Genomic DNA, 12,190 nt, shown 5'->3' with positions numbered 1-12,190 from the left:
CCCGCACGCCGGGTCGATCGGAGGGGAGCATGTTGAAAGTCTACGGTGATTACAGATCGGGTAATTGCTACAAGGTCAAACTGATGCTGCATCTGCTGGGCCAGCCGTACGAGTGGATTCCGATCAATATCCTTCGTGGTGAGTCCCGCTCTGAGGAGTTCCTCAGGAAAAATCCGAACGGCAAGATTCCGGTTCTTGAGCTGGAGGATGGCACCTGTCTTTGGGAGTCCAATGCCATCTTGAACTACCTCGCCGAGGGCAGTGAATTCTTGCCGACTGACCCACGCTTGCGCACCCAGGTGTTGCAGTGGCAGTTCTTTGAGCAGTACAGCCACGAGCCCTTCCTGGCTGTCGCCCGCTACATCAAGGTCTACCTCGACATGCCGGAAGAGCGCCGTGAAGAGTACGAGGCCAAACAACTGGATGGATATCACGCGCTGAACGTGATGGAGCAGCAGCTGCTGCGCACGCCTTACCTGGTCGGTGATCATTATTCGATCGCCGACGTCGCGCTATATGCTTATACACATGTCGCCGAGGAAGGGGGGTTTGAGCTGGACGACTATCCCGCGATTCGCCAATGGCTGCAGCGCATCGCCAGCCATCCGCGACATGTCGGGATGTACGATTAAACGAAAACTGGGCCGCAATGGCCCAGTTTTCCTATGCGGTCGGTGCTATTTCTATTTCACCAAGCCGAGAAACTCGCTGCGGGTCGCGGCGTTATCGCGGAACTGACCCAGCATCACCGATGTGACCATCGACGAGTTCTGTTTCTCCACGCCGCGCATCATCATGCACATGTGCTGGGCTTCGATGACCACCGCGACACCTGATGCGCCGGTGACCTGCTGCATCGCCTCGGCGATTTCGCGGGTCAGGTTTTCCTGAATCTGCAGGCGTCGCGCATACATGTCCACGATGCGAGCGACCTTCGACAGGCCGAGCACCTTGCCATTGGGGAGATATGCAACGTGTGCCTTGCCGATGAAAGGCAGCATGTGATGCTCGCACAGCGAGTACAGCTCGATGTTCTTGACTAGCACCATTTCGCTGTTATCTGACGTGAACAGCGCACCGTTGGTGACTTCTTCAAGGGTCTGCTGATAGCCCTTGCACAGGTACTGCATGGCTTTGGCAGCGCGCTTAGGCGTGTCGAGCAGGCCTTCGCGGCTAACGTCCTCGCCAAGTTGGCCAAGGATCGCGGTGTAGTGTTGTTCCAGGGACATTGAGCTACCTGTCAGGCTTCATGGGGTCGCGAAGGCGAAGGGTAGGGGGCCGCCGCCCGGCTGGCAAGTCTGGCGAGCGAGACGCTGGCCGCGGCTCATTCGTCGCGGCCTTCAAGCATGGTGCGCTTGAGCATTACGTAAATGGCGCCGGTGCCGCCATGACGTGGCAGGCAGGAAGTAAAGCCGAGCACTTGCGGATGTTGCCGCAGCCAGGTGTTGACGTGGCTCTTGATCAGCGGCCGCTTGCCGTCGAGCCTTGCCGCCTTGCCATGGGTCACTCGGACGCAGCGCACTTCGAGCCGTGTCGCTTCGGCCAGAAAGTCCCATAACAGCTCGCGGGCTTTCTCGACGCTCATGCCATGCAGGTCGAGACTTCCCTCGAACGGGATCTGGCCGGCCTTTAGCTTGCGGACCTGGCTGTCCTGCACTCCGTCGCGAGCCCAATAAAGCTCGTCTTCGGCACCTACGTCGATGACGAACTGATCCGATAGCCCGTCGACGCGCGTGGTTTCGTTGCTCACTGTGGCGTTGCTGCGGCGAGTCACGATCTGTTCGCGATTGCTGCGTGCTTTGCCGGTTTCGGCGCGGTCGTGCTTGATCGGCTTGACGCCGCGCACAGCCGATTGGAAGAGAGAGAAGTCGTCGTCTTGCATGGGGCCTCCAAACAGGACGGCAGTTTACCCCAGCCACAGCGCCTGGCGGACGAGTCTTCCATCCAGGCGTATTTTTGCTTGCATTATGCGGCGCGCGTCTGGAAAGGCTGCCAGTTCGTTCAGCTCAGGCAGCGTTCGGATCATGGGCCTTCAGCGCGCTAGCGCTGCAGCGTCTTGCACGCAAACGGCAAAGTTGTCGGCAAGAATGGTCATCTCGATGCGGTGTACCTGTTCGGCATCGATGCTGCCTTCTCCCATCGGCAGATTGCGTGTGGCACAGGCGCTGTCCACCAGTGTGCAGCGATAGCCGTAATCCTTGGCGGCCCGAACTGTTGTGCTGATGCTCGAGTGGGTCATGAAGCCGCAAACGATCAAGTCCAGGCGACCCAGCCTCTGCAGCAGATCATGGAGCTCGGTGCCGGAGAAAGCGTTCGGCAGACGTTTGGCAACTACTGCCTCACCGGGCTGCGGTGCCGCTTCCGGCATGATCTGTCCACGAAACCCCTGCGGATCGAAAAGGCCGCCACTGATACCCAGGTGATGCACATGCACGATTGGCGCCCCAGCCTCGCGTGCGGCTGCCAGCAAACGGGTGATTTCCGGAAGTGCCCTATCCAGGGCGGGCAGCGCAAGAACGCCGCTGCGGTACTCTTCCTGCACATCGATGACCAGCAAGGTCGCATTCGCCAGCGTCGCCGGGTTGTAGCTGCGGCCACTGAGCTGAAGCATGGTCTGTGGCTTGGTCATTTTCGGCTCCTTGTGCTGTGAGGGGGCTGATTGTGGCGCCAGAATGCGCCGATGTGAACCGTTCAGCTGATGTTTCGCTGAGTGATTAGCTGACTGCTTGGTCTAATCGGGAATCCGCCTTGCTTGCAACAATATCTCGTGCTCCTGGCGATGCTCGAAGAGTGATCCGATTGCTATTGATGACTTAAATGAAGCAAACCCTGAAACCCCAGTGCTCTACGCTCGTGCGGCCAGCGGCATAGCTGCGATTTTCGGTATGCCTGCTACACTCGCGCCCTTTTTACAGGAGATGTCCTTGTGACCGCTTCGCCCTCCCGCTTGCGAACGCTGCGTGATCATATTCGCTGGGCTGTCAGCCGCTTTCAGGCTGAGCAGTTGTTCTTTGGCCATGGCACCGACAATGCTTGGGATGATGCGCGCCAGTTGGTACTCGGTGCGCTGCACTTGCCGTGGGAAATGTCCGACAGCTATTTGGACTGTCGCCTGGAACTCGACGAGTGTGAGCATTTGCAGAATCTGCTGCGTCGTCGCATCGAAGAGCGTGTGCCAACGGCCTATCTGCTGGGGCAGGCTTGGTTCTGCGGTTTACCCTTCATTGTCGATGAACGGGTGTTGATCCCGCGGTCGCCGATAGGTGAACTGATCGAACATCGTTTTGAGCCGTGGCTGCCCGATACACCAGCGCGGATACTGGACCTGTGCACCGGCTCGGGTTGTATCGGCATCGCCTGCGCTTACGAGTTTCTCGAGGCGCAGGTTGTTCTCGCTGACCTTTCGTTCGATGCGATCGAGGTAGCCAATCGAAACATCGAGCATCACGGACTCGAGGATCGCGTTTATACGGTGCAGAGCGATGGCTTTGATGGACTGCCCAATCAGCGTTTCGACCTGATCGTGTCCAATCCACCGTATGTTGATGCCGAAGATTTCGGCGACATGCCTGACGAATTCCATCATGAGCCGGCTATCGGGCTGGCATGTGGTGAGGATGGGTTGGATCTGGTGCGGCGCATGCTTGCGCAGGCCGCGGATCACCTCACCGATGACGGCATCCTGATCATCGAAGTGGGTAACAGTCAGGTCCATGTTCAGGCGCTATATCCCGAAGTGGACTTCACCTGGTTGGATTTCTCCCGTGGTGGACATGGGGTGTTCCTGCTTGCAGCTCAGCAGTGTCGGAAACACCAGGCTCTGTTCCGCTCGCGTCTTGCTCAAAGCTAGATCAGGTGCTGCTTGGGCTCGGCCGTGGTGTCGAGCCATCAAGCGAGCGGGATGTGCGCATAGAGATTGGCAGCGGGTCAAGAGTTGTGCAATTTCCGCCATGCCTGAAGCATTTCGCATGTCACTAAGGTCTGTTGCTTGTGGCGTTTGATCGAGAGTAATGGCATTTGGCTGCTTGCTGCTGATCGATCATCTCGTGCTCGTGCTGCACGTCATTGAGCCCTTGCATTCAAGCGGACGGACCATGCCAGGCATTACGGTAGAACCCATTACATTCTCGTTGTTCGGCGCCTCGGGCGACCTGGCGCTACGCAAGCTGTTTCCCGCGCTTTATCAGTTGGATCGTGCCGGTCTGCTGCATGCCGATACCCAGATCCTGGCGCTGTCACGTGAGACCGGCGAAGCGGCCGCACACAAGGCGCGAATCGAGCAGGCACTGCGTACGCGAGTCGCCGTTGGCGAACTCGATGAGCAAGCCCTCGAGCGTTTCAGCGCGCGATTGCTCTATCTGACGATGGATTTTCGTCGCGCTGAAGATTACGCAGCTCTTCGCGATGCTGTCCCGGCCGGGCTGCCGTTGATCGCCTATTTCGCGACACCGGCGGTTGTGTACGGAGATATCTGCAGGCTTCTTGCCGCGGCGGGGATGGCCGAACAGACTCGGGTCGTTCTGGAAAAGCCCATCGGTCATGATCTGGAGTCCTCGCGGGTGATCAACGATGCGGTCGCCGATTACTTTCCCGAGAGTAGTATCTACCGCATAGACCACTACCTTGGTAAGGAAACGGTACAGAACCTCATCGCGCTACGCTTCGCCAACAGCCTGTTCGAGACGCAGTGGGACCAGCACCATATCTCCCATGTAGAAATCACCGTGGCCGAAACGGTTGGCATCGAGGGCCGCTGGGGATATTTCGATCAGGCCGGCCAGCTGCGCGACATGGTGCAGAACCATTTGCTGCAACTGCTCTGCCTGATTGCCATGGACCCGCCGAGCAATCTGACCGCCGACAGCATTCGCGATGAGAAAGTGAAGGTGTTAAAGGCACTCGCGCCGATCACTGCGCAATCCATCCATCAAAGGGTGGTGCGGGGCCAATATTCAGCAGGAAACGTAGCCGGCGTCTCGGTACCCGGCTACTTGGATGAGGAGAACTCGAACGCTGAAAGCAGCACTGAAACCTTCGTTGCGTTGCGTGCCGACATTTGTAATTGGCGCTGGTCTGTCGTGCCGTTCTATCTGCGTACCGGCAAACGCATGGCGCAGAAGCTTTCGCAGATCGTCATCCATTTTAAAGAGCCGCCGTTCTATATCTTTGCGCCCGAGCAACGAGCCCTGATCAGCAATCGCCTGATCATCCGACTGCAGCCTGACGAGGGCATTTCGCTGCAGGTGATGACCAAGGAGCAGGGGTTGGACAAGGGCATGCATCTGCGTAGCGGCCCCTTGCAGCTGAATTTCTCTGAAACCTACAAGAGCACCCGCATTCCAGATGCCTATGAGCGCCTCTTGCTCGAGGTCATGCAGGGCAACCAGAATCTTTTTGTCCGTAGAGATGAGATTGAATATGCCTGGCAATGGTGCGATCAATTAATTGAGGGCTGGAATCGCCTCGGTGCGGAGCTCAAACTTTATCCGGCTGGGTCTTGGGGGCCGGTCGCTTCGATTGCACTGATTACGCGGGATGGGAGGGCGTGGTATGGCGATCTCTGAGCTGGATCTTCCTACCGGTGTGGTGGCGCATAGTTCGGCCAATCCGCAGCGGCACGCCGAGCTGATGGCTGACAACGTGGCCAAGGCGCTGACCTATGCGGTGCAGACCCACGGCATTGCCAGTCTCGTCGTATCCGGTGGACGCAGTCCGATTGCGTTCTTCGAAGCCCTGTCGACACGGGAACTGAACTGGTCGAAGGTGCAGGTCAGCCTGACTGACGAGCGCTGGGTGCCCGCGACCGATCCGGCCAGCAACGAAGGCTTGGTGCGGCGTCATCTGCTGCAGAACGCGGCGCGCGAGGCGCGGCTGATCGGGCTGTACCAGCCGGTCGAATCCATTGAGCAGGCCGCATCGCTCGCTGACCATACCTTGGCGCAGCTGCAGCGGCCTATCGACGTGCTGATACTGGGAATGGGGGATGACGGCCATACGGCCTCGTTGTTCCCCGGCAACCCAAATCTGGCACATGCGTTGCGTGATGACTGCCCGGAGCGGTGCCTGCCGATGCATGCGCCGGTCGATCCGCAGGCCCGTCTGACAATGACCTATCCGCTGTTAGCTGGTGCTCGAATGCAATGCCTGGCTATCCAGGGCGCTGACAAGCTCGAAACCCTGCGCGCGGCGCTGAGTGTCGATCCGTTGCAGATGCCGATTCGCGCATTTCTGCATTCCCCGCTCGAAATCTATTGGTGCCCGTGAGGCCCGAGGACTTTCGCATGACCATGGACCAGAAGAACGCTCTCATCGAACGAATCTGTGTAGATGCGCGGATCCTGCCAGTCATTACCATAGGGAGCGAAGAGCAGATCCTGCCTCTTGCTGATGCATTGGCCGGGGGCGGACTTCGTACGTTGGAAATCACCTTGCGATCCGCCTATGGCTTAACAGCCATTCGACGGTTGCGCGAAGAACGTCCCGATCTTTGTATCGGCGCCGGCACCGTGCTGGATCGGCGCATGATGGACGAGGTTGAGGCGGCGGGGGCTCAGTTCATTGTCACGCCAGGCTCTACACGAGAGATTCTAGAGGCAGGGGTGAACTGCTCTGTACCTCTGCTGCCGGGGACAAGCAATGCATCGGACATCATGGAAGGGTACGCGCTGGGTTATCGTCGCTTCAAACTTTTTCCGGCAGAAGTCTGTGGCGGCGTTGCCGCCTTGAAAGCGCTCGGTGGCCCGTTCGTTGACGCGCGGTTCTGCCCCACTGGTGGGGTTAGTGCCGGCAACGCCGCGCAATACTTGGCATTGTCGAACGTGATGTGCGTCGGCGGCACCTGGATGATTGACAGCGCAAGCCTTGATAGTGGCAACTGGGCAGGTATTCAGCAGCGTACGGCTGAGGCGCTGGCAGCGTTGCGCTGATCTCTGCCACAGCTAGTGCGGATCGCTGCTACCCTGTCGTAGATGCGTAACAGCTGCGATGCGCGTATGATTCGCGCCCTTTCAATCGGATTGCCACACCGGGAGGTGCCCAGATGACCGAGCACGAAGAAACAAGCACTCATGTAACTCACGGCGAAAAGCTGCAAAAAGTCCTGGCCCGTCTGGGCATGGCGTCACGTCGTGATGTTGAAAAATGGATTGCCGAAGGTCGAGTCAAGGTCAATGGGGCTATCGCCAGCCTTGGCCAGCGCGTCGACTCGCATGATGCGATTGCGGTTGACGGCCGCCTGCTAAAGCGCGAAGAAGCCAACGAAATCGTTCGTCGCGTCCTCATCTATAACAAGCCCGATGGCGAGATCTGCACCCGCAACGACCCGGAAGGCCGTCCTACGGTTTTTGATCGGTTGCCACGTCCCAAAGAAGGCCGTTGGATCAACATAGGTCGATTGGACATCAATACCACCGGGCTTCTGCTTTTCACCACTGATGGTGAGCTGGCGAACCGTCTGATGCACCCGTCGTATGAGATGGACCGTGAGTATGCGGTGCGTGTGCGCGGCGAAGTTGATGACGAGATGATCGACCGGCTCAAAACCGGCGTAATGCTGGAAGATGGTCCGGCGCGTTTTACCGATATACAGGAAGCACCTGGCGGTGAAGGCTTCAACCATTGGTACCATTGCGTGGTGATGGAGGGCCGCAATCGCGAGGTTCGACGGCTCTGGGAATCTCAAGGTCTGGTCGTGAGCCGGTTGAAGCGTGTGCGTTTCGGCCCGGTATTCATGACTTCTGATCTTCCAATGGGGCGCTGGCGCGAGATGTCGCAATCCGAAGTGGATATCCTCAGCCAGGAAGTAGGTCTCAAGCCGATCGCCCTGCCTAGCATGAAGGCCAAGGCGAAGGAGAAGATCGACCGCATGCAGCGCAAGGTGGCTAAACCGCTGGCGCGGGGTGAGCGGCGGCCCCGAGTGCTACGCTCGGCGAACGAGGCTGATGTTCCAGCGGCATCGGAAAAGTCGCGGGCAACACGGAACGATCAAGGTGGGCGTAAGCCGCACGCTAACGGTGATAAGTCTCGTGGAACACCGGTCGCAGAGCGTCCGGGCAATTCGCGTAAGGGCGGCAAGCGCAATGATGGGGCGGGGCGGTCGTCAGGGCTGGGCAAAAAGCCTGCGGGCGACGGTCAGCGTCCAGGATTCGGGCGTGAGCGCAACAAGTAATCCTGGTGAGTTCTAGACTGCGCAGCGGATAGCAGCTATTCCACTGCGCAGTGCATTGCTGTTATCGACAGGCCAGTGTTATTGAGCGTCCAGCGCCTGACCGTTGACTCCGGCACTGTCCGGGCCCATCAGGTACAGATAGACCGGCATAATTTCCTCAGGAAGCGGATTGACCACAGGATTCTCGCCCGGATAGGCCTTGGCGCGCATGTCGGTGCGGGTGGCGCCAGGGTTGATGCTATTGGCGCGAACCGGTGATGTGTCATCCATTTCGTCTGCGAGCACCTGCATCAGGCCCTCGGTGGCAAACTTCGAGACGGCATAAGCGCCCCAGTAAGCCCGCCCTTTGCGGCCAACACTGCTGGACGTGAAGATCACCGAAGCATCTTTGGCGAGCTTGAGCAGCGGAAGTAGGGTGCTGGTCAACATGAACATCGCGTTCACATTTACCTGCATCACCCGCATGAAGTTGTCTCCGGATAACTGCTCGAGAGGTGTACGTGGCCCGACGATCGCCGCGTTGTGCAAGATACCGTCGATGTGTCCGAATTCGCGTTCGACCATCGCGGCCAATTCATCATATTGGTGAGGTAGGGCGGTTTCCAGATTCAGCGGGATGACCGCGGGGCGAGGGTGGCCCGCCGCTTCGATATCATCATAGACACGGTTCAGGTTTTCTTCGTTCTTGCCCAGCAACAGTACCGTAGCCCCGTGAGCGGCATAGGCTTTGGCCGCGGCTTCACCGATGCCGCGGCCGGCCCCGGTAACCAGAATGATGCGCCCCTTCAGCAGGTCGGGACGGGCGGAGTACTCGAACATCGGGATGCCTCGTAGATCATATTGATGGTTGACGCCCGGCAGTTGCTGCCGAGCAGATAGACTGGGGCGGTTTTTGCGCTATTGGCAGTTCAGCAGGCGCATAACGCTCGATCCAGAACTCGACGCAGTTCCAATGGATGATCAACCACGACATCCGCGCCCCAATTACCGGGGTTGTCCTCTGGGTGGATGTAGCCGTAGCTCACAGCCGCCGTTCTGCTGCCCGCAGCGCGGCCCGATTCGATGTCCCGAAGGTCGTCCCCTACGAACAACACGGAAGACGGATCAAGGTCGAGTTGCTTGCACGCCAGGAGCATAGGCTCGGGGTCTGGCTTGCTGTTGGTTACATGGTCAGGGCAGATCAGAACCGCAGAGCGGGATGCCAAGCCCAGCTGATGCATGATTGGTTCCGCAAAGCGCAGCGGTTTATTGGTCACCACTCCCCAGAGCAAATTTGCGCGCTCGATCTCCTCGAGCAGTTCCGCCATGCCTTCGTAAAGGTGGCTGTGTACCGCGCAATTTTCCTGATATCGCACGAGGAACTCGAGGCGCAGCGCTTCGAACTCGGCCGATAGTGGATCGACGTCGAATGCGCTGAGCACCATGGCTCTTGCACCGCCTGACACGACATCACGAATCTGCTGTCCGGGCACGGGGGGCAGGCCGCGGGCGGTTCGCATGGCTTGTGCGACGGCAATGAAGTCGGGAGCGGTATCGAGTAGGGTACCGTCCATATCGAACAAAACAGCGCGCAGACGCATCAGGCCTCCTTGATGGTCTGGACCATATAGTTGACATCGACGTCCGCAGCCAGCTTGTAGTGCTTGGTGAGCGGGTTGTAAGTAAGGCCGATGATGTCCTTGACCGCCAGACCCGCGTCGCGGCTCCAAGCTCCCAGCTCCGATGGACGGATGAATTTCTTGAAGTCATGGGTGCCGCGCGGAAGCAACTGCAGTACGTACTCTGCGCCGATAATGGCGAACGCGTAGGCTTTCGGGTTGCGGTTGATTGTCGAGAAGAATACCTGTCCGCCTGGCTTGACCAGCTTACAGCAGGCTCGAATAACCGATGCTGGGTCCGGCACGTGTTCCAGCATCTCAAGACAGGTGACCACATCGAACTGCTCAGGCGCTCCGTCTGCCATCGCTTCGGCGGTGATTTGCCGATAGTCGATATCAAGCCCAGATTCCAGAAGGTGCAGGCGCGCTACTGACAGCGGAGCTTCGCCCATATCGATGCCGGTTACGTGCGCCCCGCGCTGGGCCATGGATTCACTTAGTATGCCGCCGCCGCAGCCAATATCGATGACCTTCTTGCCTGCTAGCGCAATGTGTTCGTCTATCCAGTTCACCCGAAGCGGGTTGATCTCGTGCAGCGGCTTGAATTCGCTTTCGCGGTCCCACCAGCGATGCGCAAGGGCTTCGAATTTGGCGATTTCGGCGTGGTCGACGTTGCTCATGATCGGGTCCGTTTCAAGGCTGAGGGAGAAGCTTGAGCTGCAAACGCTCATGTTGCCAGCTTCGGATAGAGGACGGGCACATCAGGTGCCCGCAGTTGTATGTCAGTTTGTCGCGTTAACAGTGCTTTATTCGCAGGCACCGGACGCACATCAAGGCTTGTCCGTACCTGCGATGCGTGCAGCCCATTGACGGGCATTGGCAATGACCTGCTGTTCGTCCATGCGCGTCAGGCTGCCATTATCCAGTAGCTGCTTGCCTCCGACCCACACGTGCCGCACGGTGTCGCGTCCGGTGGAGTAGATCAATTGGGAGACAGGGTCATATATAGGCTGTTGCGCCAAGCCCGAAAGATCGAACGCAACCAAGTCTGCGTACTTGCCGACCTCTAGCGAGCCAGTATGGTCATCCAAGCCCATTGCCCGTGCACCGTTAAGCGTAGCCATGCGAAGTGCCCGATGGGCATCCAGTGCCGTTGCCGACCCTGCGACTGCTTTTGCTAACAGGGCTGCGGTGCGTGTTTCACCTAGTAGATCCAGGTCGTTGTTGCTCGCCGCGCCGTCTGTTCCAATCGCAACGTTAATCCCTGCCTCCCAAAGGCGCTCCACGGGGCAAAAGCCGCTGGCAAGCTTGAGGTTGGATTCAGGGCAGTGGATGACGCTGCAATTATGCTCAGTGAGCAGCTCGATATCTTCATCAACAACCTGCGTCATATGCACCGCCTGGAAGCGCGGTCCAAGTAGTTGAAGTCGTGCAAGCCGCGCTAGAGGTCTCACTCCGTTCTTCTGTAGTGCTTCCTGAACCTCGTGAGCTGTTTCGTGGACGTGCATATGAATCCCTGCGTCCATCTCAGCGACCAGTATGCGGATGTTCTCAAGCTTGTCGTCTGCGACAGAGTAGGGAGCGTGCGGCCCAAAGGCGACCGTAATGCGCGGGTGATGCTTGAGGTCGTCGAAGAGTGCAACGCCGTTGCGCAGGGCCTCGTCAGCGTCGCGAGCGCCGGGGATGGCAAAGTCCAATACCGGGATGGTGATCTGCGCACGCACGCCATACTTGTGTACTAGCCCACTTACCACATTGGGGTAGAAATACATGTCTGAAAAACATGTGATGCCGCTCTTCAACTGTTCGGCAATAGCCAGCTCGCTGCCGCTTTGGACGAAGTGCTCGTCAACCCACCGGGTTTCCGCGGGCCAGATATGGTCTTTAAGCCAGCGTTGTAGCGGCAAGTCATCGGCGAGGCCGCGAAATAGGGTCATGGCGGCATGCCCGTGCGCGTTAACAAGACCTGGCGCGAGCAGCATCCCATCTAGCTCACGAGTTTCGTTAGCTTGATGCTTAAGCGCTTCAGCTCGTGGTGCGATGAGAGCGATGCGGCCGTCTCGAATTCCGAGGCCGTGCCCTTTGAGCACCACCCCTGCAGGTTCTACCGGAACCAACCATGATGGAAAGAGAAGCAGATCTAGCGGTGTGCCGCTTTGCGGGGACATGGGAAGCCATGACTAAGTAGAAAGGCATTAGTGTAATAGCTGATGGGGCCGGTTTGAAGGAATGCAGTTAAGGCACGTCCGCCTCATGCTCGCATTCCTTATATAGGCACGGCTTGCGGATGCCTGTAATTGGTTACTGGGTACTGCCGCTGCTGAAAAGAACAAATAAACGGTTGACGTTAGTTTTCAGGCCCCTATAATGCGCACCACTTCCGGCGCAGTCCTCAAGCAAAACCTCTTGTAAATCAAAAGGTTAG

Annotated in this window: 13 protein-coding genes; 6 read left to right on the top strand and 7 right to left on the bottom strand. The window is 58.3% G+C overall.

Annotated elements, in window-relative coordinates; translation table 11 throughout:
- Nucleotides 1-29 precede the first annotated feature (29 nt).
- A complete protein-coding gene (locus AAEZ08_RS14410) occupies nt 30-632 on the top strand; it encodes a glutathione S-transferase family protein (protein WP_003282584.1) in 603 nt (200 codons plus the stop codon).
- Nucleotides 633-683: 51 nt separating this feature from the next.
- On the opposite strand, the gene folE is transcribed toward AAEZ08_RS14410, so the two are convergent.
- The 3 genes from folE to AAEZ08_RS14395 all read right to left on the bottom strand — a co-directional run bounded on the left by folE (nt 684) and on the right by AAEZ08_RS14395 (nt 2,629).
- The gene (gene folE / locus AAEZ08_RS14405) at nt 684-1,229 is read right to left on the bottom strand and encodes a GTP cyclohydrolase I FolE (RefSeq protein WP_003282585.1); all 546 of its coding nucleotides are present in this window, start codon (nt 1,227-1,229) and stop codon (nt 684-686) included.
- A gap of 95 nt (nt 1,230-1,324) precedes the next feature.
- On the bottom strand, nt 1,325-1,882 hold the full coding sequence (locus AAEZ08_RS14400; RefSeq protein ID WP_003282586.1) for a Smr/MutS family protein: 558 nt from the start codon (nt 1,880-1,882) through the stop codon (nt 1,325-1,327).
- A 150-nt stretch (nt 1,883-2,032) separates the two neighbouring features.
- Nucleotides 2,033-2,629 (bottom strand): cysteine hydrolase family protein, encoded by a 597-nt coding sequence (locus tag AAEZ08_RS14395; protein WP_003282587.1) that lies wholly within the window; start codon nt 2,627-2,629, stop codon nt 2,033-2,035.
- A gap of 297 nt (nt 2,630-2,926) precedes the next feature.
- Between AAEZ08_RS14395 and prmB the strand changes: the two genes are divergently transcribed.
- The 5 genes from prmB to rluB all read left to right on the top strand — a co-directional run bounded on the left by prmB (nt 2,927) and on the right by rluB (nt 8,167).
- A complete protein-coding gene (gene prmB, locus AAEZ08_RS14390) occupies nt 2,927-3,850 on the top strand; it encodes a 50S ribosomal protein L3 N(5)-glutamine methyltransferase (protein WP_500124597.1) in 924 nt (307 codons plus the stop codon).
- A gap of 244 nt (nt 3,851-4,094) precedes the next feature.
- The gene (zwf, locus tag AAEZ08_RS14385) at nt 4,095-5,564 is read left to right on the top strand and encodes a glucose-6-phosphate dehydrogenase (protein ID WP_500124665.1); all 1,470 of its coding nucleotides are present in this window, start codon (nt 4,095-4,097) and stop codon (nt 5,562-5,564) included.
- Nucleotides 5,551-6,264, top strand: a complete 714-nt coding sequence (pgl, locus tag AAEZ08_RS14380; RefSeq protein ID WP_181066898.1) for a 6-phosphogluconolactonase — start codon at nt 5,551-5,553, stop codon at nt 6,262-6,264. Before zwf ends, pgl begins: the two co-directional genes overlap by 14 nt.
- Before the next feature lie 17 nt (nt 6,265-6,281).
- Nucleotides 6,282-6,926: a bifunctional 4-hydroxy-2-oxoglutarate aldolase/2-dehydro-3-deoxy-phosphogluconate aldolase gene (locus tag AAEZ08_RS14375; RefSeq protein WP_102819657.1), complete on the top strand. Its 645-nt coding sequence runs from the start codon at nt 6,282-6,284 to the stop codon at nt 6,924-6,926.
- 113 nt (nt 6,927-7,039) lie between these two features.
- Nucleotides 7,040-8,167, top strand: a complete 1,128-nt coding sequence (rluB, locus tag AAEZ08_RS14370; protein WP_500124596.1) for a 23S rRNA pseudouridine(2605) synthase RluB — start codon at nt 7,040-7,042, stop codon at nt 8,165-8,167.
- A gap of 78 nt (nt 8,168-8,245) precedes the next feature.
- Here the strand turns inward: rluB and AAEZ08_RS14365 are convergent, their stop codons facing one another.
- From AAEZ08_RS14365 to AAEZ08_RS14350, 4 genes are all read right to left on the bottom strand, one after another.
- Complete coding sequence (locus AAEZ08_RS14365; protein WP_003282593.1) at nt 8,246-8,986, bottom strand: YciK family oxidoreductase; 741 nt, start codon at nt 8,984-8,986, stop codon at nt 8,246-8,248.
- An 89-nt stretch (nt 8,987-9,075) separates the two neighbouring features.
- Nucleotides 9,076-9,747, bottom strand: coding sequence for an N-acetylmuramic acid 6-phosphate phosphatase MupP (mupP, locus tag AAEZ08_RS14360; RefSeq protein ID WP_102819641.1), 672 nt, complete (start codon nt 9,745-9,747; stop codon nt 9,076-9,078).
- A complete protein-coding gene (ubiG, locus tag AAEZ08_RS14355) occupies nt 9,747-10,445 on the bottom strand; it encodes a bifunctional 2-polyprenyl-6-hydroxyphenol methylase/3-demethylubiquinol 3-O-methyltransferase UbiG (protein ID WP_102819642.1) in 699 nt (232 codons plus the stop codon). Before ubiG ends, mupP begins: the two co-directional genes overlap by 1 nt.
- A gap of 150 nt (nt 10,446-10,595) precedes the next feature.
- Complete coding sequence (locus tag AAEZ08_RS14350; RefSeq protein ID WP_500124595.1) at nt 10,596-11,933, bottom strand: TRZ/ATZ family hydrolase; 1,338 nt, start codon at nt 11,931-11,933, stop codon at nt 10,596-10,598.
- Nucleotides 11,934-12,190 lie beyond the last annotated feature (257 nt).

Origin of the sequence: Pseudomonas sp. E45-MNA-CIBAN-0222 (assembly GCF_040310405.1) — a bacterium.
Taxonomy (GTDB): Bacteria; Pseudomonadota; Gammaproteobacteria; order Pseudomonadales; family Pseudomonadaceae; genus Stutzerimonas; species Stutzerimonas stutzeri_AC.
Note: the sequence above shows the minus strand (reverse complement) of the source record. Positions and strands in the feature narration are given on the sequence as shown.

Bases quoted from the DNA above. Each gene is read 5' to 3' on its own strand.
- AAEZ08_RS14410 (WP_003282584.1), top strand. From the start codon at position 30: ATGTTGAAAGTCTACGGTGATTACAGATCGGGTAATTGCTACAAGGTC.
- folE (WP_003282585.1), bottom strand. From the start codon at position 1,229: ATGTCCCTGGAACAACACTACACCGCGATCCTTGGCCAACTTGGCGAG.
- AAEZ08_RS14400 (WP_003282586.1), bottom strand. From the start codon at position 1,882: ATGCAAGACGACGACTTCTCTCTCTTCCAATCGGCTGTGCGCGGCGTC.
- AAEZ08_RS14395 (WP_003282587.1), bottom strand. From the start codon at position 2,629: ATGACCAAGCCACAGACCATGCTTCAGCTCAGTGGCCGCAGCTACAAC.
- zwf (WP_500124665.1), top strand. From the start codon at position 4,095: ATGCCAGGCATTACGGTAGAACCCATTACATTCTCGTTGTTCGGCGCC.
- pgl (WP_181066898.1), top strand. From the start codon at position 5,551: ATGGCGATCTCTGAGCTGGATCTTCCTACCGGTGTGGTGGCGCATAGT.
- AAEZ08_RS14375 (WP_102819657.1), top strand. From the start codon at position 6,282: ATGACCATGGACCAGAAGAACGCTCTCATCGAACGAATCTGTGTAGAT.
- rluB (WP_500124596.1), top strand. From the start codon at position 7,040: ATGACCGAGCACGAAGAAACAAGCACTCATGTAACTCACGGCGAAAAG.
- AAEZ08_RS14365 (WP_003282593.1), bottom strand. From the start codon at position 8,986: ATGTTCGAGTACTCCGCCCGTCCCGACCTGCTGAAGGGGCGCATCATT.
- mupP (WP_102819641.1), bottom strand. From the start codon at position 9,747: ATGCGTCTGCGCGCTGTTTTGTTCGATATGGACGGTACCCTACTCGAT.
- ubiG (WP_102819642.1), bottom strand. From the start codon at position 10,445: ATGAGCAACGTCGACCACGCCGAAATCGCCAAATTCGAAGCCCTTGCG.
- AAEZ08_RS14350 (WP_500124595.1), bottom strand. From the start codon at position 11,933: ATGTCCCCGCAAAGCGGCACACCGCTAGATCTGCTTCTCTTTCCATCA.